Raw genomic sequence first — 18,365 nt, forward strand, 5'->3', positions numbered from 1 at the left:
GCGCATCGTGGCGTCACCGCGCTTCCCGCGCCTGACATCCAGCCATCATGCCTCGTCCCTGCCTGCACCCCACCCCCGCGCCGGCCCACAGGCCGCAGTCGGTCTTCCTGCTGCGCGGGCCCGACCTGCCCGGCAACGCGCCCCACATGCCCGCCCCGCTGCCCGCCGCGGTGCTGCAGTCGGTGGTCAGCCGTGCGCTCGAGGCCGACACCACGCTGGCCCTGCGCGACTGCCGCTCCGAACAGGAACTCATCGAGGCCCTGTGCGTGGCCGACCACGACCCGGCCGACGTCGTGCTGCTGGCGCCCGGCGCCTGCGTCTCCAGCGAGCGGCTGCGGCGGCTGTTGCCGCGCCTGCGCAACGCCTATGTCGAAGTACATGACACCGCCGCCGATGCCAACCCAGCGCAGCTGCCGGAAAACGCGGGCCACCGCCTTGCGGTCGCCCACGGGTGCGGCGCGCAGAGCTACGTGCTGGCGCTGGAGGTGGCATTGGAGCACCTGGCCTGCAACGACGCCGGTGAGCGGGTGCATGTCGGCACCTGACGGCGGCACCCGCCACTACGCGGCCGGCTACGAGATCATCGCCGACGGTCACCCCCGCTGGTGGGGCCAGATCGGCGTCAGCGTCGGCGCCGGCGATCTGCCGGGCGACGATCCGCAGGCGCTGCTGCAGCACATCTGCGGGTTGGCGGCGCGCCGGCACGACGCGCTGCCGGCGCAGGTACGCCTGTTGCTGCTGGTGCGCCTGTGAGCGCGCCGCCGGCGGCACAGGCACGAACGGCGGGGTTGCCCCTGCCGTTCGTGCAGCCGGCGGACGCCGGATCGAGCGCTTACTTCAGCCCGCGGTGCTTCAGCAGCGGCTCCACGCTCGGATCCTTGCCGCGGAACTCGCGGTAGGCGGTGGCCAGGTCGCGGGTATTGCCGATGGACAGGATCCGGTCGCGGAACACCTGGCCGTTCTCGCGGGTCAGGCCGCCGTGCTCCTTGAACCACTCGAAAGCGTCATGGTCGATCATCTCCGCCCAGAAGTAGGCGTAGTAGCCGGCCGAATAGCCGCCGCCCCAGATGTGGTCGAAGTAGCTGCTGCGGTAACGCGGCGGTACCTGCGGCAGGTCGACGCGGTACTGCTTCAGCGCCGCGGCCTCGAACGCATCCACGTCCTGCCGCGGGGCATCGGCGCCCTGCGTGTGCCAGGCCAGGTCGAGCAGCGCCGCGGCCAGGTACTCGGTGGTGGCGTAGCCCTGGTTGAAGGTCCTGGCCTTGGCGATCCGGTCCACCAGCGCCTGCGGCATGGGTTCCCCGCTCTGGTAGTGCTTGGCGTAGTTGGCGAACACCTTCGGGTCCGACGCCCAGTGCTCGTTGAACTGCGACGGGAACTCGACGAAATCGCGCGGCACCGCGGTACCGGCCACGCTCGGGTACTTCGTATTGGAGAACATGCCGTGCAGGGCATGGCCGAACTCATGGAACATCGTGGTGACGTCGTCCCAGCTCAGCAGCGCCGGTTGCCCGGCGGCGGGCTTGGTGAAGTTGCACACGTTGTAGACCACCGGGCGGGTACCGGCCAGGCCGTCCTGCTCGACGAACACGTCCATCCACGCGCCACCGGACTTGCTGTCGCGCTTGTAGAAGTCGGCGTAGAACAGCGCCAGCGGCTGGCCGTTGGCATCGGTGACCTCGAACACGCGCACGTCCGGGTGGTAGACCGGGATGTCCTTGCGTTCCTTGAAGGTCAGCCCATAGAGCTGGTTGGCGGCGAAGAACACGCCGTTCTGCAGCACGTTGTCCAGTTCGAAGTACGGCTTGATCTGCGCCTCGTCCAGGTCGTAGCGGGCCTTGCGTACCTGCTCGGCGTAGAAATCCCAGTCCGAGGCCGCGGCCTTGAAGCCGCCGTTCTGGGCGTCGATGACCTTCTGGATCTCGGCCAGCTCACCGCGCGCCTTGGCGGTGGCCGCCGGCACGGTGTCGGTCAACAGTTTCAGCGCGTTGGCCGGGGTCTGCGCCATCTGGTCGCCGAGGTTGTAGGCGGCATAGTTGGGGAAGCCCAGCAGTTTCGCCTTGGCCGCGCGCAGCTGCGCCAGGCGCTGGATGATCGCGCGGGTGTCGTTGCCGTCGCCCTGCTCGGTGCGGGTCTCCGACGCCTGCAGCACCCGGGCCCGCAGGTCACGGTCGCGCAGCGAGGCCAGCACCGGCTGCTGGGTGGTGTTCTGCAGCGCCAGCACCCACTTGCCGTCGAGCTTGCGGCCCTTGGCCGCCTCCCCGGCGGCGGCGATGTCGCCGTCGGACAGGCCGGCCAGTTTCGCCTTGTCCTCGACCACCACCGCGCCGGCGGCGGTGGCCGCGACCAGCTTGTTGTGGAAGTCGTTGGCGAGCGTGGCTTCCTCGGCGTTGTACTGCTTGAGCGTTTCCTTGTCGGCGTCGTTGAGCTGGGCGCCGGCCTTGACGAAGCCCTTGTAGGTTTCCTCGACCACGCGCAGCTGCTCCGGATCCAGCCCGGCGCCGGCGCGCGCGTCATAGACCGCCTTCACCCGCGCGAACAGCCTGGGGTCCAGGTGGATGGCGTCGCTGTGCGCGGCCAGCTTCGGGATCACCTGTTCCTGGATCTTCTGCCGTTCCGGATTGGTGTCGGCCTGCACCACGCCGAAGAACACGCGGCTGGTGCGGTCGAGGATGGCGCCGGACTGCTCCAGCGGCAGCAGGGTGTTGTCGAACGTGGCCGGCTCGGCGTTGGCGGTGATCCGGGCGATCTCGGCCAGCTGCTGGCGCATGCCTTCCTCGAACGCCGGCAGGTAGTCGCTGTCCTTGATGCGGTCGAACGCCGGCGCCTGGAACGGCAGCGTGCTGGCGCTCATGAACGGGTTGGTCGACGCGGCGGCGGGATGCGCGGTGGTAGCGGTTTCGGCGGTCACGGGGGCAGTGGACTCCTTGCCGGAACAGGCCGCCAGCGCGAGGCTGATGGCGGCGGCCAGAGTGAGGGTACGCGACATGTGATGTGCTCCTGCGGAACGGGGATGCGTGCGATCACGCACCCTACTCCGTCGGCCGCGCGCTGGCATGTGCCGGTGGTGGCGCCTGGGTGTGCGGCCGCTGCCGGCTGCTCAGCCCGCCCGCCCGCCGCGCAGCGCGGCGAAGGCGGCCAGTGCATCGGCGCGGCCCGCGGCCAGGTCCACCTGCGGCCGCGCCGGGTAGCCCGGCGCCAGCCGGCGGGCCAGCTCCGGGTGCTCCCAGGGCGCGAACCGCGCCGGCAGCGGCAGCCGCGCCAGTTCCGGCACCCAGCGCGCGACATAGGCGCCCTCCGGGTCGAACCGGCGCGCCTGGCTGACCGGGTTGAACACGCGGAAATACGGTGCGGCGTCGGCGCCGGTGCCGGCGGTCCACTGCCAGCCCTGGGTGTTGTTGGCCAGGTTGGCATCCAGCAGCGTGTCCCAGAACCAGCGCGCGCCGTGCAGCCAGTGCTGGCGCAGGTGCTTGGTCAGCCAGCTGGCCACCACCATGCGCACGCGGTTGTGCATCCAGCCGGTATGCCACAGCTCGCGCATCCCGGCATCGACGATCGGCACCCCGGTGCGCCCGCGCCGCCACGCCTCCAGCCGCGGCTCGTCGGCCGCCGCCCACGGGAAATCGTCGAAGCGCGGGTCGAGGTTGTGCTCCGGCACCCGCGGGTAGTGGTGCAGCACGTGGTGGGCGAACTCGCGCCAGCCCAGCTCGGCGAGGAAGCGGTCGCGGTCCGGTTCGGCGATGGCATCGCCGGCATCCAGCACCGCCGCGGCGATCCGGCGTACCGACAGCTCGCCATGGTGCAGGTGCGGCGAGAGCCGCGAGGTACCGGCCTCGGCGGCGAAATCACGGCGCTGCGCGTAGCCGTGCACGGCACCGTCGAGGAACGCCTGCATGGCCGCGCGGGCACCGGCCTCGCCGGGGCTGAAGTGCTCCCAGAAGCCCGTATCCCAGGCCGGCACCGGCGCCGGCAGCAGGTCGTCCAGGCGCTCACCGGGGGGCAGGCCGGGGACGTCCGCCGACGGCAGCCGTGCCGGCGCATCCCAGGTCGACAGCGGCCGCCACTGTGCGCGCGCCGATTTCCAGAACGGGGTGAACACCCGGTACGGGTCGCCCTGGCGGGTGGCCAGTTCCCACGGTTCGAACAGCAGCGCGCCGTTGAAGCTCTCCGCGTGCAGGCCGGCCTGGCGCAGGCTGCGCTTGATGTGCGCGTCGCGCTGCTCGATGGCAGGCTCGTAGCGGCGCGTCCACAGCACCGCCTCGGCACCGGTGCGCGCGGCCAGCGCCTGCAGGGTGGCGAGCGTCGGCCCGCGCGCCAGCAGCAGCCGCGAACCGCGCCGCTGCAGTTCTTCGGCGAGCGCCGCCAGGGCGCGCCGGCGCCACGCGCGCGACGCCGCGCCGGGCGCCCAGTCGCCTTCCTCTTGCGGGGCGTGGATGTAGACCGGCAGCGGCCGCAGACCGCGGTCCAGCGCCGCACGCAGCGCCGGGTGGTCATCCAGGCGCAGGTCGTCGCGCAACCAGATCAGTGCGATGCCCATGGCCTACACCGTGCCGCGGTTGCGGCCGATCCACGGCCGGTACCAGTGGCGCACCGCCACCATGTCCGCGTTGTCGTCGCCGCTGGTATGGAACGGCGGGCCGAAGCCGATGACCTTGTCCGGGTAGTGGAAATACGCCGGCACGATCGGCACCTGCGCCATGCGCGCGATGCGGATGAAGCCGCTCTTCCATTCCTTCACCGGCTTGCGCGTGCCTTCCGGCGCCAGCGCGAACCAGATGCGTTCGCTGCCCTGGATCATCGCCACCGCCTGCCCCACCGTGCCCTGCGGCGAACTGCGGTCCAGCGGCACCACGCCCAGCCGCCGCAGCACCGTGCCCAGCGGCCACCAGAACAGTTTGTCCTTGCCGAGGATGCGCGCCTCGATGCCCAGCGCCATCTTCGCCGCCAGGCCCCACAGGCCGTCCCAGTTGGACGAATGCGGCGCAGCGATGACCACGGCCTTGCGCAGGTCGGGGATCGGCCCGACCACGCGCCAGCCGCCCAGGCGCAGGACCGTGCGCCCGAGCCAGCGCACGAAGCCGCTGCCGCCCACGTGCGGCACGTTCGCGGGAACGGGCGGAACCACCGGCCCCCGGGCCGGCGAGGAAGGGTTGTCCAAGCGTTACTCCCAGTTGCGTTGCGAGCGGCCGCGCTTGACCTGCGCGCGCTCCTTCTTCTGTTCCAGCCGGCGCATCCTGGAGCCGTGGGTGGGCTTGGTCGCGACCCGCGCCTTGGGGACCACCATCCCGGCGCGGATGAACTCCGCCAGGCGCTCGCGCGCATCGGCGCGGTTGCGCTCCTGGGTACGGAAGCGCTGCGCGTCGATCACCAGCACGCCGCCCTCGGTGAGCCGCCGGTCACGCCGCGCCAGCAGGCGCGCGCGCAGCGGCTCCGGCAGCGACGGCGAGCCGGCCACGTCGAAACGCAGCTCGACCGCGCTGGACACCTTGTTCACGTTCTGCCCGCCGGCGCCACTGGCGCGCACGAAGCGCTCGACGATCTCCGCTTCCGGAATCGCCAGCCGCGCCGAGACCTGGAGGGCTTCACTGACCATCGGCGCATTGTAAGCGCGTCGCCGGCCGCCGCGAGGGGGCACGGCGGCCGCGCGGGCTACAGGTCGGGCCAGTCGCGGGCGGCCCAGCGCCGGTACGCGCGGTAATGGTGGATGGCAAAGCCGGCGAACGACGGTTCGGCGCCCAGCGCCTGCTCGACCTTGCGCACCTCGCGCTCGAACACCCTCGGGCCTTCCTCGTGGAAGGTGACCTTGTTGATGTCGTTGGAGGACACCTCCAGCCCGATCACCACCTGCTTGCCGACGCGGTTGGCGTAGGCGATCTCCTCGGCCGCGTGCGAGAGGATGCTGTCGCGACCCTCGGCCTTGTCGCGGTAGTCCATCAGCGCGACATAGTCGTAAATGTCGATGGCATGCTCGCTGACCGGGCGCAGCGTGCCCTTCCATTCCAGGGTGATGCCGTCCAGCCAGAACGGGATGGCCGGGCCCACCTGCAACTGAGCGCCGGACGCGCGTTTGATCCGCATCAGCGCGTCGCTCATGTCCAGGAAGCCGACCAGCAGGCGCTCGCGGGTTTGGTCGTTCCACTCGTCGAGGATGTGCGGCTCGATGTCGAGGTTGACGCCGTCGAAGCGCGCCGCCGCCGGCGCCGCGGCGTTGTACTCGACCACCCGCCGGAACATGGCCTCGGCCTCGGCGCGGTAGGCCGGCAGCACGTAGTTCTCGGTGTTGAGGTAGGCCGAGCCCAGCAGCGCGTACACCTTCATGCGCTGCCCGTGCAGGCGCTCGATGAAGGCACGGTACAGCTGCGGCTGGTCGACGATGAGGTTACGGCCGCGGTAGGCGTCGGCGTACAGGTACACCGTGTCGATATGCTGCGACTTGAGGTAGGCCACCGCCTCCTCGGCCACGGCCGGATCCTCGACCATCGCGTAGGACTCCGCCTCCCAGGTCCAGATCGCGCGGCTGGCGCCGGCGGATGCCGCCAGCGGCAGGACGCACAGAACCAACAGCAGGCCCAGACTGATGCGCAGGTGTGTCACGGCGAGGTTCCCGTTGCGTTGACCGCGTCCACCGGCAGGCGATAGCGCCCCTGCCCGATGGCCTTGCCGGTGTCCGGATCGGACGGAAACACGGAGACATAGCAGCGCGCGCTGCAGGCGTCGGGCCGCGGCAGCTGCAGCTGCACCTGCTGCCGTCCGCCCGCGGGCAGGGCCAGCGCCTGGCCGTACACTTCGTGCAGTTCGCTGCCGTCGGCGGCGGTCAGCACCGCCAGCGGCACGAACGTGCGGCTGGGTGTGCCGTCGCCATTGCCGAACACCATCGACAGGCGCAGGCCGTTGCCGGCCGGCACCACCTGCGCCGATTCCATGGACAGCCCGGCCATGGCCGGGCCCGCCGGTGCCTGCACCTGTATCTGCGGCGCGGCCTGGTAGGCCACCAGCACCGGTCTGGCCGCGTCCGGGTCCAGCGCCTGCTGCTGCATGAAGATCGCATTGGCCTGCGTGTAGCGCTGCAGGCGCGCATTGGCCCACGCCAGCAGCGACGCATCATCGACCTCGGCCAGGTGCATGCCCTCCTGCAGCTGGTAGAGCTTGCCGTCGTACAGCCACCAGCGGTCGGCCAGGTACTCCACCGCGCTGGTCTTGGTCTGCTTCAGCGGCAACGCGTGGATGTTGCGGAACGTGTCGGCCATGTCCAGGCCGGTGCCGAGCCACGGCGTCCGCGCCGGCCGCTTCAGCCCATAGGTGTTCGACAACAGGGCCAGCAGCGACGGCGTCACGTCCAGCTGCGACGAAACCGCGCGGATGCGCGCGGCGCGCTTGAGCAGCGGCGAGAAGATGATCAGCGGCACGTGGTAGCGGTCGACGTGCTCGCCCATCGGGATTTCCGGCAGGCGATGGTCGCCGGTGATCAGGAACACGGTGTTGGCATACCACGGCGCCTTGGCCACTTCGTCGAAGTAGCGGCGCAGCTGGTCGTCGGTGTAGAGGATGCTGCTGTAGATGTCCGCCTGCGCCTGGTAGGACGGCAGCTGCGCCGCCGGAATCCGCAGCTGGGCCAGGCGCTGGGCGAACTGCGCGCGGTAGGCGTCCTGGCCGGGGAAGCGGTAGCTGGTGTGCATGGTGATGGTCTGCATCGCCAGCAGGAACGGCGGCTGCAGGCGGCCACTGTCGGCCAGCACCCGCGACACCAGCTCCTTGTCCGGGTAGCCCCAGGTACTGAACGGGTTGCGCGCGTAGCCCGGACCGAAGGAGTTCATGTCCACCAGCGTCTGCACCTGCTGCAGGCGCATGTAACCGCTCTCGTTGTCGAAGCCGGTGTCGGTGCCGTTGTAGAAGGCCGTGTGGTAGCCCTGCTGGCCAAGCACGCTGAACAGGCCCGGATGCGGCGGCATGCGGTCGCCCAGCGCGGTGAACCCCTGGTCGGCGAACGGCGCCGAGCCCAGCAGGCTGGGCAGCACGCCGAAGGTACGGCCCTGGTTGGCCAGGAAATTGTCGAAGTACAGGCTGCGCGTCGCCAGCTCGTCGAGGAACGGGGTGAAGCTGCCCAGCGTGGCCTCCGGGCCGGAGAACGAGCGCCCCAGCCCCTCCACCACGATGACCACCACGTTCGGCGGGTGGCCGTCGGCGGTGGGCGAGAACCAGGGACCGAGCGTGTCCGGCGTGCGTTCGTCGTGCAGGAACGGGTAGTGCGGATCCAGCGCCGGCTCGCCGGGGTCGGCGGCCGCGGCCGCGCCGCCGGCCGCGGCAGGCGCGGCTGCGTCCTGCCAGCGCCATACGTCGGCGCCGAACCAGGCCAGCTTGTTGCTGGCCAGTCCGCGCGCCGGTTCGTCCTTCAGTGCGGCGGCGCCGGCCGGCAGCGGTACCAGCCAGGCCAGCAACCCGGCCACCAGCAGCAGCGTGGTCCACAGCACCGAGCCACGCGCATCGCGCCGCACCCACCACCACAGCCCGGCCCACAGCGCCAGCAGCGGCAGGCCGATGGCCAGCACGGTGCCGGCGTCCAGCGGCGCCCCGTCGCCGAGCGCGGTGCGTATTTCGGCCAGGCTGTAGCCGAACAGGTCCGCGCCCAGCGGCACGCGCGCCACCTGGTAGTACTGGTCGAGCATGCCCTGCACGATGATCAGCAGCGACCAGGGCACGGCCACCGCCACCGCGCGCAGCAGCGGCCGCCGCAGCGCCAGCAGCGGCAGCGACAGCAGCAGCAGTACCGGCACCGTGCGCAACAGCACCAGCAGCGCCTGCGCCAGCGCGACCCCGGCGACCGTCCACTTTTCCCCGCTGCTCCACGCCATGCCGGCGCTGCCGCCGATCACGCTGGCCGCGACCAGTACGCACTGCGCCAGCAGCAGCGCCCGGAAACCGGAGGAGAACCGCGGGTACGCACTGCCCTGGCGTCCGGTGTTCATCGATGCACTCCCGTCACCAGCGCGAATAGACCGACAGCGACAGCCGCTTCTCGGCAAAGCCACCGTCGTCGTCGGCATAGCCGGCGCCGAGCTTGAGGCCCCAGTGCGGCGCGAAATAGTGCATCCACGCAACACCGACCGCGGCATTGCTGTTGCGCACCACGGTGCCGAAACGGTCCATGTCGGTGCTGCGGCCGGTGCCGGCGTTCACCTCCCAGTAGTCGTCCGCATCGCCGCGGTAGTAGTTGCGCAGCAGCAGCCGGTGGCTCCAGCTGCCCGAGCCCACGCCCGGCACGTGCTGCAGCTTGTAGCGGCCATACCAGTTGCCGACGTAGCGGCCCACGCCGATGCCGTAGAACTCGGTGTTGCCGGAGAAACGCAGGTGGTCGACGCTGGCCGACAGCTCCCAGCCACTGCCCACGCCCTGGAACACCTCGGCGCGCCAGGCCTGCTTCGGCAGCACGCCGGCCGACGGCCCCTGCTGGTAGCGCAGGTTGGCATAGGCGCGGGTCCACAACGGCACGTAGCCATCCAGCGCCCAGGCGGTGTCGTTGCGGCCGAAATGGTCGGCGCGCAGCAGTTCCAGGCCCAGCGAACCACGCTCGAAGTAGCGGCGCAGCGTCAGGTTGGCGTCGTTCCAGCTCTGCCGCCCGCCACTGAAGCCGGTGTGGTCCCAACCGGCATTGGCACCCCACCTGTAGCCGCCGGCGATCATCGCGTCGGGGTTGGCCGTGCGCGGCAGCAGGCTCTGCCGCAGCGAATCGACCTCGGCCGGGTCCGCACCCATCGCCAGCGCGGCATCGAAGTCGGCGCGCGCGGCCGCGGGCTGGCCGGCGTCGCGCAGCGCACGGCCACGCGCGATCCGCGCCTGCGGGTCCTGCGGCGCCAGTTCCACCCAGCGCGCGTAGGCGTCCACGGCCTGCTGCGGGCGGTCGCTCCAGCGGTACAGGTCGCCCAGTGCCGACCACGCGTCGGCGTAGCCGGGGCTGGTGCGTACCACGGTGCCCAGGTCCGCCTCGGCGGCCGCGTACTGGCCGTCCCAGGCATAGGTGCGGCCGCGCGCCAGCAGCAGGTCGCCGTTGCCGGGGTGTTCGGCCAGCAGCGCGGTGTAGCGCTCGATCGCCTCGGCGCGCTGCCCGCCGGTGGCCAGGCCGCGGATCTGCGCCATCTGCGCGGTGAGGCTGTCCGGCGCGCCGTCCTGCGCCAGCGCCGGGCCGGCCATGACGGCCAACGCCAATGCCAGGCCCTTTGCCAGCGACCGGTGGGTGGATTGGAAACGCGATGACTCGGCCACGGGAATATTCCTGTTGGTCACGGGGTGGGTCCGCCACGGTCCGGGCGGAGGGGGGCTGCCGGCACCGCGGCCGGCGGCAGGTCGTCTTCCGGCAGCTGCTGCCAGGAGCCGTCGCGCTGGATGCGGCCCCAGCCATGGCGCTTGCGCGGCCGCAGCAGCCAGTTGACGGTGCCGGCCAGGCGCCACAGCGAGTTGATCTGGCGGTAGCCGAAGTTCTCCAGCACCGCCACCACGAACAGCCGCAGTTGCTGGCGCGGGCGCGCATACAGGCCGAAGGACAGCTCCTCCAGCAGCATGGCGTTGACCGACAGCAGCACGCCCATGCCCACCGCCGCGACCAGGAACACCAGGAACACATCCAGCGGCACCAGGCCGAGGATGGCCAGCGAGATCATCGCCACGTAGCCGATGACCTCGATCGCCGGCCCGAAGAACTCGAACAGCAGCATGAACGGGAAGGCGATCCAGCCGACGACGCCGCCGCGGCGGTTGAACATCAGCGACAGGTTCGACCACAGGCTTTCGGCCAGGCCGTACTGCCAGCGCATGCGCTGGCTGCGCAGCGACTTCAGGTCGGCCGGCACCTCGGTCCAGCACACCGGGTCGGGCACGAACACGATGCGGTAGTCGCGGCCTTCCCTGCGCAGGCTGCGGTGCATGCGCACCACCAGGTCCATGTCCTCGCCCACGGTGTCGGCGCGGTAGCCGCCGACCGCGACCACGCGCTCCTTGTAGAACACCCCGAACGCGCCGGAGATGATCAGCAGCGCGTTCATCGGCGACCAGCCCACGCGCCCGAACAGGAACGCGCGCAGATACTCGACCAGCTGGAAGCTGGGCAGCCAGCGGTCGGGCAGGCCGATCCGCGACAGCTGCCCGTCGCTGACGGTGCAGCCGTTGAGCACGCGCACCACGCCACCGCTGGCCACCACCCGGCGGTCCTCGAGGAACGGCCGCACCACCCGCGACAGGCTCTCCGGCTGCAGGATGCTGTCGGCATCCATCACGCAGAACAGCGGATAGCGCGCGCAGTTGATGCCGGCGTTGATCGCATCGGCCTTGCCGCCGTTGGCCTTGTCCACCATGCGCACGCGCGGATGGGTCGGCGACGCGTAGACGCCCTTCACCGCCTCGGTCTTCAGCCGCGCGCGGTAGGCCTCGGGCACCATCACCAGGCCGAACGCCTGGATCAGCGCCTCGCGGGTACCGTCGGTGGAGCCGTCGTTGATCACCACGATCTCGTAGTCCGGGTAGCAGGTCTTGAGCAGCGAGCGCACCGAGGACACCACCGATTTTTCCTCGTTGTGCGCCGGCAGCAGCACGCTCACCGGCGGCTGGTACTCGCGCAGCGCCTCCGGCAGGTAGTTGGCGCGGTGCTCGCGCATGTAGCGCACGATCTGGTACGCCGAGATGTAGTTCAGCACCAGGTACGCCAGGTTGATGGCCACGAAGTAGGCCATGAAGAACCATTGCAGCGAGACCATCAGGTGCACCCACGGCACCTGGTAGAAATGATCGAGGACCATCTGCCAGTAGGTGTTCATGCCTTGATCCCCAGGCGGTGCTCGGACAGCACGTGGTCGATGATGTCGCGGCCATAGGCGTCGGCCAGCCGCTCCTTGATCTGCAGCAGCGCCTGCTGGCCCGCGCCGGGCAGCGCCAGCAACGCCTGCGCGGTGCGGTAGCGCACCCACCAGACACTGTCCGCCAGCAGCGGTTCCAGCAGGCCGCGGTCGCCCGGCTCGCCCATGCGTCCGAGCGCCGCGGCCGCGTGCATGCGTACGTGCCAGCGCGGCGAATCGAGGAAGCGCTTGGCCCGCTCGCGGTCCTGCGGGTCATTGAGCAGCTGCAGGCACACCGAGATGACGTGGTCGTCCACCTGCGCGTCGAGCAGCTGCCGCACCACCCCGGCCGCCTGCGCGGGGGCGATGCGCGCCAGCAGGCGCACCAGGGTCGCGGCCGTGTCGGTGTTGGCGCGCAGCAGCACGCTGGACAGCTCGCGCGCCGCGCTGCCGTCGTGGTTGTCGGTGAGGATCCGCGCCACGCTGCCCGGGAACCAGTCCTCGCGCGAGGCGATCATCGGCACGAACAGCGCCATCGCCCGCGGCGGGTCGATCTGCGCCAGCGCGCGCGCGGCGCACAGCGACACGATCGGGCTGGGGTTCTCGAGGAAGCCGGACAGCTCGTCGAACAGCCGCGGGTCGCGCAGGTGGCCGAGGGCGATGATCGCCATCGCGCGGTCGTGGTAGCGTCCATCGAGTTGCCGGCGCGCGGCCTCGACCAGTCCGACCCGCTCGCCCAGCGCCGCCAGCCGGCGCGAATCGGCCTCGGGCAGCGATTCATGGATCGTGTTCCACGCCTCGATGAACCCGTGCGCCTGGCGCGCGTCAAGCCGACGCAACGGCGGGGAGGCGCCGGCCAGCTCCTGTTTCAGTACCTGCATCCAGTGCTCGCGCTCGCGGAAATCGCGCCTTTCCCGCCGCAATGCGCGCATCCTGAGCAGCACGACCCCGGCCAGCAGCAGACAGGACATCGTGATGGTCAGCACCGCAACCCAGAATGCAATCACCACTACCGGCGAACCGTGCAAAAGACTGTCCATGTTCTTCTCCCTGTCACAGAAGCGGCATCCATGTCCGCGTTGGAATATCTCTAGGCTAATACCGGCAAAAAGACGCAAAGTTTTTGTGACTTGAGTCACAATAATCACACATGCTCACCAACGTGCAACTGCATCGGGAGTGGGAAGATGAAGAAATCGTTAAGAAACAAGCTGCTGATCCTCGGCGCATGCCTGGCGCTGCTCGGCGGTGCCGCCGGCGTCTGGGTCCTGCTGCACCCGGCCAGCTTCGTGGTGCAGCCGTGGCGCGCCCAGCAATCGGTGACCGGTGCGCGCTTCGTGTTCGGTCCCTACCCGGTGGATGCGGACATGCACCGGCTCAAGGCCGAGGGCATCACCACCATCATCAGCCTGCTCAACCCGCAACTGCCCTACGAGGCGGCGTTGCTCGACGATGAGAAGGAACGTGCCGCGCGCCTGGGCATGCGGGTGCTCAATTTCCCGATGGGCAGCATCCTCGGGCAGCGCTTCGGCGCCGACTACGAACGCAATTCGCGCGCCGCGGCCGATGCCGCCATCGCCAGCCCGGGCACGGTCTACATCCACTGCTATCTGGGACTGCACCGCGCCGCCAGCGTGCGCGATTACCTGGAGCAGCACGCCGGCCAGGCCGCCACCAGCGAGTTCGACGGCTCGCTCGAACACGGGCGCAGCGAACGACAGCTGGCCAACGAACGCGCCCAGGGCCTGTACGAGCAGGACGACTATGCGGGCGCCCTGCGCGAGCTGGCCACCGTGCAGCCGATGGACTATGCCGCGTACGTGCTCACCGGCTGGGTCCAGCTGCGCCGCGGCGAGAACGTGCTGGCGCGCGATGCGTTCCGGCGGGCCACGCTGATGCCCGATCCCAAGGCCGACGCCTGGGGTGGCCTGGGCTTCGCGCTGCTGCGCCTGGACGACCTGCAGGGCGCGTCCACCGCGTTCGAGCAGGCGCTCAGGCTCTCGCCCGACGACAACGACGCGATGCAGGGCATGGCCCAGGTGCTCTACCGGCAGGACCGGACGGAGCAGGCGCGCGCCCTGCTCGAGCGGCTGCACGCCCAGGCCCCGGACAACGCCGAGGTCAATGCGCTGCTGGAGCGGCTGAAGCAGCCGGCGGACGCTTCCCGCTAGGCCGGGCGGGGAGCCGACAACGGGCGGCGGCATCGGCTAGGCTGCACCTTTCCCGGAAGGAGCAGCCCATGTCGACCGCTTACTGGTGTGTGTTGATCGCCGCGATCCTGCCTTACGTCTGGGTGGCGGTGGCCAAGATGCGGCCCGGCTACAACAACCGCAATCCACGCGCCTGGGTCGCCAGAAGCGACAACTACCTCGTGCAGCGCGCCAACGGCGCGCACCTGAACGCGTTCGAGAACTTCGCCCCGTTCGCCGCCGGCGTGATCCTGGCGCAGCTGGCCGGCGTGGACCCGGCGACGGTCAATCCGCTGGCCATCGCCTTCGTGGTGTTCCGCGTCCTGCATGGCGTGCTCTATGTCGGCGACAAGCCGTTGCCGCGCAGCCTGGCGTGGCTGGGCGGCTTCGCCTGCAGCGTGGCGCTGATCGTGCTGGCCGCGCTGGCCGCCGGCCGCTGATCCAGCGGCGCTTGCCGGCCACCGGCAGAGGCATCCAGCGCCGCCGCGGAAGGCCGCTTTGCCGGCTCGCGGTTGGGCGCATACGCGGCGGCTGCCGGATCAGTCGCGCCGCGGGTCCAGCGCGTCCTGGTCCCAGCCCAGCAGCGCGAACGCCTTGCGGAACTCCGCGTCCAGCGGCGCGCTCACCTCGATACGGCGCCCGTCCTGCGGGTGCGGGAACGACAGCCGCTGCGCGTGCAGCAGCATGCGGTGCACGCCGTGCATGCGGAACGTGCGGTTGTGGCGGCCGTCGCCGTGGCTGGTGTCGCCGATCAGGTGGTGGAACACGTGTTTCAAGTGGCGGCGGATCTGGCGGAAGCGCCCGGTCTGCGGCTGGCAGCGCAGCAGCGCGTAGCGCGAGGTCGGGAAGCCGTTGGAGGGCACCGGCAACTCGCCGGTCAGCAGCTTCTGGAAGTGGGTGACGGCCGGCTTCTTCAGCGGCTTGCCGGGGCCGCCGTCGAGGTCGTGGTCGACGCTGAAGACGTCCTCCGCCGGCCAGCCGCGGCACACGGCCAGGTAGTGCTTGCCGACGTCGCCGCCCATCAGCGTCTTGCCCAGCGCACTGGCGGTGTCGCGGTCGAAGGCCAGCAGCAGGCAGCCGCTGGTGGCACGGTCCAGGCGGTGGATCAGGAAGATCGGCCGGCCCAGCTGTTCGCGCAGGCGGTCGGCGAGGAAGTCGTCCTCGCCGCGCGCCAGCTTGCTGTCGTGGACCATCAGCCCGGCCGGCTTGTCGACCACCGCCAGCCAGTCGTCGGCGTACAGCACCGGCAACGTCCGGTCAGGCAGCGATGGCGTGGTGTCGTGATCCATGGTTCGGCATACCTGCTCGGGCACGCCCTGCGCGCCCGGTTCGTGGAAGCCCCGTTGCAGCGGAGCGGGGAAGACGCCGGGCGTCAGGACTTCATCGGCGCGACGGTGATGCCCATGCGCAGCATCAGCTGCGCGACCTGCAGGGTGTCCAGCCGCGCACCTTCCAGGTCGACCACGCGCAGGTCCAGGTCGCCCAGTTCCGAGGCGGTCAGGTCGCAGTGGGTGAAGTCGGCCGAGCGCCAGTCCAGCGCCGAGAAATCCCCGCCGGACAGGTCCGAGCCGCTGAAGCTCGCACCGGCGACGTTGGCGCCGGTCCAGCGGTTGTCCGGCAGCGCGCACTTCTCCAGCGTCACCCCGGAGAAATCGGCATAGGCAAGATTGGACTGGCGGATCACCGCGCTGCAGAACCAGCTGCGCGCGGTGATCTGGTTCATGAAGCTGGCCCTGGAGAAATCCGCGCCCTGCGCCCGGCATTCCACGATCTCCAGCCCGAGCGCCTTGGCGAAGGCGAAACCGCACAGGCTCAGGTCGCACTGGCGGAAACGGGCCTCCTTGAGCTGGGCGCCGTTGAAGCGGCAACCGGCCTGGGTGTCCGCATCGTAGAAAACGCAGTTCACGAACGTCGTGCCAGTCAGGTCGGCACCGGAGAAATCGCAGTTGCGGAAATGCGTGCTGGCAACCGTGGCACCGGTGAAGCGGTCCCGGTCGATGCGCGCGTTGCTGACGACCGTGGCTGCCGTGGCGGCGCCGGCGCTCATCGCCGCAGCCATGCCGAGGCCAGCGCCAGCGCACCCACGCCGCCGCTGATCCACGACCACAGCGGCACCGTGGCCCACTGCGGGCCGCCGGCATGCAGGCCGTGCAGCAGCGCCGCCACCACCAGCAGGCCGGCACCGGCCACCGCGGTGACCACGCGCCGCTGCATGCGCTGCAGGGTGTGGTCGAGGTTGACGATGTCGCGCGAGCGCATCGACAAGGCATGCTGGCCCTCGACCTGCTGGCGCAGCCAGGCATGCACCAGCACCGGCATGTCCGGGGTGCGGGTCATGATCTCCGGCAACCGGCGGCGCAGTTCCCGCAGCGCGCGGCGCGGGCTGTAGCGCTCGCGCAGGATGCGCTCGAGCACCGGCCGGGCCACCGCCCAGATGTCGATCTGCGGGTCGAGCTGGCGGCCCACGCCCTCGATGTTGAGCAGGGTCTTCTGCAGCAGGATCAGCTGCGGCTGCAGGGTCAGCTGGTAGCGCTGCGCGGTGCGGAACAGCTTGAGCAGCACTTCGGCCAGCGAGATCTGCGACAGCGGGCGGGTGAAGTACGGCTCGCACACCGCGCGCACCGCCGCCTCCAGGTCGTCGATGCGCACCGTGGCCGGCATCCAGCGTGCCTGCACGTGCAGTTCGGCGATGCGCCGGTAGTCGCGGTTGAAGATGGCCATGAAGTTCTCGGCCAGGTAGTACTGGTCCTCTTCCGAGAGCTGGCCCATGATGCCGAAATCCAGCGCGATGAAGCGCGGGTTGTCGCGCCGCGCCGGATCGGTGTCGACCCAGATGTTGCCGGCGTGCGCGTCGGCATGGAAGAAGTTGTCGCGGAACACCTGCGTGTAGAACACGCGCACGCCCTTGGCGGCCAGTGCGCTGCGGTCGATGCCGGCCACGTCCAGCGCGGCGATGTCGTCCGAGGGAATGCCCCAGACCCGCTCCAGGGTCAGCGCGCGCTCGGCGGTGTGGCTCCAGATCACCTCGGGCACGTACAGGTCGTCCGAGTCCTGCCAGAAGCGGCGCAGCACGCTGGCGTTGGCGCCCTCGCGCTGCAGGTCCAGCTCCGCGGCCAGGGTGGTCTCGATTTCCGCCACCACCTCGCGCGGGCGGATCTTGTCCGCACGCGGGTGGGTGCGCTCGACCAGCGCGGCCAGCGAACGCAGCAGCGCGATGTCGGCGTCGATCTGCCGTTCGATGTCCGGGCGCAGCACCTTGACCACCACCTGGCGGCCGCCGGCCAGGGTGGCCGCGTGCACCTGCGCGATCGAGGCCGACGCCAGCGGCACGGTGTCGAAGCTGGCGAACGCCTCGGCGACCGGCCGGCCCAGCGCCTGCTCGACGATCTGCCGCGCGCGCTCGCCGTCGAACGGCTGCACCCGGTCCTGCAGCAGGGTGAGTTCGACCGCCACGTCCGGCGGCACCAGGTCGCGGCGGGTGGACAGGATCTGCCCGAACTTGACGAAGATCGGCCCCAGCTCCTGCAGCGCCAGGCGCAGGCGCGCGCCGCGCGGCAGCGAGGCGATGTCGCCGCGCGCGCGCGGCACGAATGGCCTGGCGATGCGCAGCCAGCGTTCGGCCGGGGTACCGTCGAACAGGTCGTCGAGCCGGTAGCGCAGCATCACCCGGCCGATGCGGCTGGCGCGGAACATCGCGCGGGTCGCCTTCATGCCCGGCCCCCGCTGCGCAGCCTGGCCACGCGCGCGGCCAGGCGTTCGACGTCGTCGCGGATCGCATCGACGTCATCGTGGAAGGCATCCAGTTCGGCCCGCGGCAACACGTCGCGCGATTCCTCGGTCACGTATTCGGCCGCGGTCCGGGCCAGGTCGGTGGCGCTGCGACGGGCCTGCACCAGCGCCGCGCGCAGGGTCTGCGCCACCTGCACCCCCAGCACCTCGCCGAACACCGCCACGAACGGCTGCTGCCAGTCCGGATCGAAACGCGTGGCCAGCTGCTGCAGGCGCCGCGCCAGTTCGGCGTCGCCGGATACCTTCACCCGCCCGGCCGGTGCCGCGCCGGCGCTGCGCCGCGCGTTGGCCAGCAGCGGCAGCTGCGCCAACACCCCGCCCAGGGTGCTGCGCACGGCCAGGTCCGGCTCCTGCGCGGCGTCCACCGGGCCGACCGTCAGGCGCTGCCCGGCCACCCCGATCTGCAGCGCCAGCGCGGGCGACTCCAGGGTCAGGGCGATGCGCCGGCCGTCCAAAGGCGCCAGCGCGGCGCGGGTATCGGGGTCCAGCGCCAGCGCACGGTTGAGCGCCGTTTCCAGCGCGCGGCCGGCCAGCGGCTTGATGAACTTGAAGGGGGATGCAGGCATGC

General features: G+C 70.7%; 16 protein-coding genes and 1 pseudogene. 4 read left to right on the forward strand and 13 right to left on the reverse strand.

All coding sequences use genetic code 11. The annotated features are described in order from the left end of the window. Positions 1 to 146 precede the first annotated feature (146 nt). On the forward strand, positions 147 to 545 hold the full coding sequence (locus tag MKP15_RS09015; RefSeq protein ID WP_237723519.1) for a 3-dehydroquinate dehydratase: 399 nt from the start codon (positions 147 to 149) through the stop codon (positions 543 to 545). After that, positions 532 to 753 carry a hypothetical protein gene (locus MKP15_RS09020; protein ID WP_240212484.1) on the forward strand — a complete coding sequence of 74 codons (222 nt, stop codon included), beginning with the start codon at positions 532 to 534 and terminating at the stop codon, positions 751 to 753. Before MKP15_RS09015 ends, MKP15_RS09020 begins: the two co-directional genes overlap by 14 nt. 79 nt (positions 754 to 832) lie before the next feature. Here MKP15_RS09020 and dcp read toward each other — a convergent pair whose 3' ends face one another. From dcp to MKP15_RS09065, 9 genes are all read right to left on the reverse strand, one after another. Further along, positions 833 to 2,989 carry a peptidyl-dipeptidase Dcp gene (dcp, locus tag MKP15_RS09025; protein WP_240212485.1) on the reverse strand — a complete coding sequence of 719 codons (2,157 nt, stop codon included), beginning with the start codon at positions 2,987 to 2,989 and terminating at the stop codon, positions 833 to 835. 111 nt (positions 2,990 to 3,100) lie between these two features. Beyond that, positions 3,101 to 4,537 (reverse strand): deoxyribodipyrimidine photo-lyase, encoded by a 1,437-nt coding sequence (locus MKP15_RS09030; protein ID WP_240212486.1) that lies wholly within the window; start codon positions 4,535 to 4,537, stop codon positions 3,101 to 3,103. Positions 4,538 to 4,540: 3 nt separating this feature from the next. Further along, a complete protein-coding gene (locus MKP15_RS09035) occupies positions 4,541 to 5,125 on the reverse strand; it encodes a lysophospholipid acyltransferase family protein (protein ID WP_233996395.1) in 585 nt (194 codons plus the stop codon). A gap of 36 nt (positions 5,126 to 5,161) precedes the next feature. Beyond that, on the reverse strand, positions 5,162 to 5,593 hold the full coding sequence (arfB, locus tag MKP15_RS09040; RefSeq protein ID WP_161614492.1) for an alternative ribosome rescue aminoacyl-tRNA hydrolase ArfB: 432 nt from the start codon (positions 5,591 to 5,593) through the stop codon (positions 5,162 to 5,164). 56 nt (positions 5,594 to 5,649) lie between these two features. Beyond that, positions 5,650 to 6,594 (reverse strand): hypothetical protein, encoded by a 945-nt coding sequence (locus tag MKP15_RS09045; protein ID WP_240212487.1) that lies wholly within the window; start codon positions 6,592 to 6,594, stop codon positions 5,650 to 5,652. Continuing rightward, on the reverse strand, positions 6,591 to 8,963 hold the full coding sequence (locus MKP15_RS09050) for an LTA synthase family protein (protein WP_240212488.1): 2,373 nt from the start codon (positions 8,961 to 8,963) through the stop codon (positions 6,591 to 6,593). The genes MKP15_RS09045 and MKP15_RS09050 overlap by 4 nt, the downstream gene beginning before the upstream one ends. A 13-nt stretch (positions 8,964 to 8,976) precedes the next feature. Continuing rightward, a complete protein-coding gene (locus tag MKP15_RS09055; RefSeq protein WP_240212489.1) occupies positions 8,977 to 10,257 on the reverse strand; it encodes a YaiO family outer membrane beta-barrel protein in 1,281 nt (426 codons plus the stop codon). Positions 10,258 to 10,274: 17 nt separating this feature from the next. Then, positions 10,275 to 11,801 (reverse strand): glycosyltransferase, encoded by a 1,527-nt coding sequence (locus tag MKP15_RS09060; protein WP_202626413.1) that lies wholly within the window; start codon positions 11,799 to 11,801, stop codon positions 10,275 to 10,277. Further along, positions 11,798 to 12,859 carry a HEAT repeat domain-containing protein gene (locus MKP15_RS09065; protein WP_240212490.1) on the reverse strand — a complete coding sequence of 354 codons (1,062 nt, stop codon included), beginning with the start codon at positions 12,857 to 12,859 and terminating at the stop codon, positions 11,798 to 11,800. The genes MKP15_RS09060 and MKP15_RS09065 overlap by 4 nt, the downstream gene beginning before the upstream one ends. 147 nt (positions 12,860 to 13,006) lie before the next feature. On the opposite strand from MKP15_RS09065, the gene MKP15_RS09070 reads away from it, so the two are divergent. After that, on the forward strand, positions 13,007 to 13,990 hold the full coding sequence (locus tag MKP15_RS09070) for a tetratricopeptide repeat protein (RefSeq protein ID WP_240212491.1): 984 nt from the start codon (positions 13,007 to 13,009) through the stop codon (positions 13,988 to 13,990). A gap of 68 nt (positions 13,991 to 14,058) precedes the next feature. Next, positions 14,059 to 14,448: an MAPEG family protein gene (locus MKP15_RS09075; RefSeq protein WP_240212492.1), complete on the forward strand. Its 390-nt coding sequence runs from the start codon at positions 14,059 to 14,061 to the stop codon at positions 14,446 to 14,448. A 99-nt stretch (positions 14,449 to 14,547) separates the two neighbouring features. Here MKP15_RS09075 and MKP15_RS09080 read toward each other — a convergent pair. The 4 genes and pseudogenes from MKP15_RS09080 to MKP15_RS09095 all read right to left on the reverse strand — a co-directional run. Next, positions 14,548 to 15,252, reverse strand: a pseudogene (locus MKP15_RS09080) (pseudouridine synthase); the annotation flags it as partial. Positions 15,253 to 15,380: 128 nt separating this feature from the next. Beyond that, positions 15,381 to 16,055, reverse strand: a complete 675-nt coding sequence (locus tag MKP15_RS09085; RefSeq protein ID WP_240212494.1) for a Qnr family pentapeptide repeat protein — start codon at positions 16,053 to 16,055, stop codon at positions 15,381 to 15,383. Then, a complete protein-coding gene (gene ubiB, locus MKP15_RS09090; protein WP_240212495.1) occupies positions 16,052 to 17,719 on the reverse strand; it encodes a ubiquinone biosynthesis regulatory protein kinase UbiB in 1,668 nt (555 codons plus the stop codon). Before ubiB ends, MKP15_RS09085 begins: the two co-directional genes overlap by 4 nt. Then, the gene (locus MKP15_RS09095) at positions 17,716 to 18,363 is read right to left on the reverse strand and encodes an SCP2 sterol-binding domain-containing protein (RefSeq protein WP_240212496.1); all 648 of its coding nucleotides are present in this window, start codon (positions 18,361 to 18,363) and stop codon (positions 17,716 to 17,718) included. The genes ubiB and MKP15_RS09095 overlap by 4 nt, the downstream gene beginning before the upstream one ends. Positions 18,364 to 18,365 lie beyond the last annotated feature (2 nt).

This window comes from Stenotrophomonas sp. Y6 (assembly GCF_022436665.1).
Classification (GTDB): domain Bacteria; phylum Pseudomonadota; class Gammaproteobacteria; order Xanthomonadales; family Xanthomonadaceae; genus Stenotrophomonas; species Stenotrophomonas acidaminiphila_A.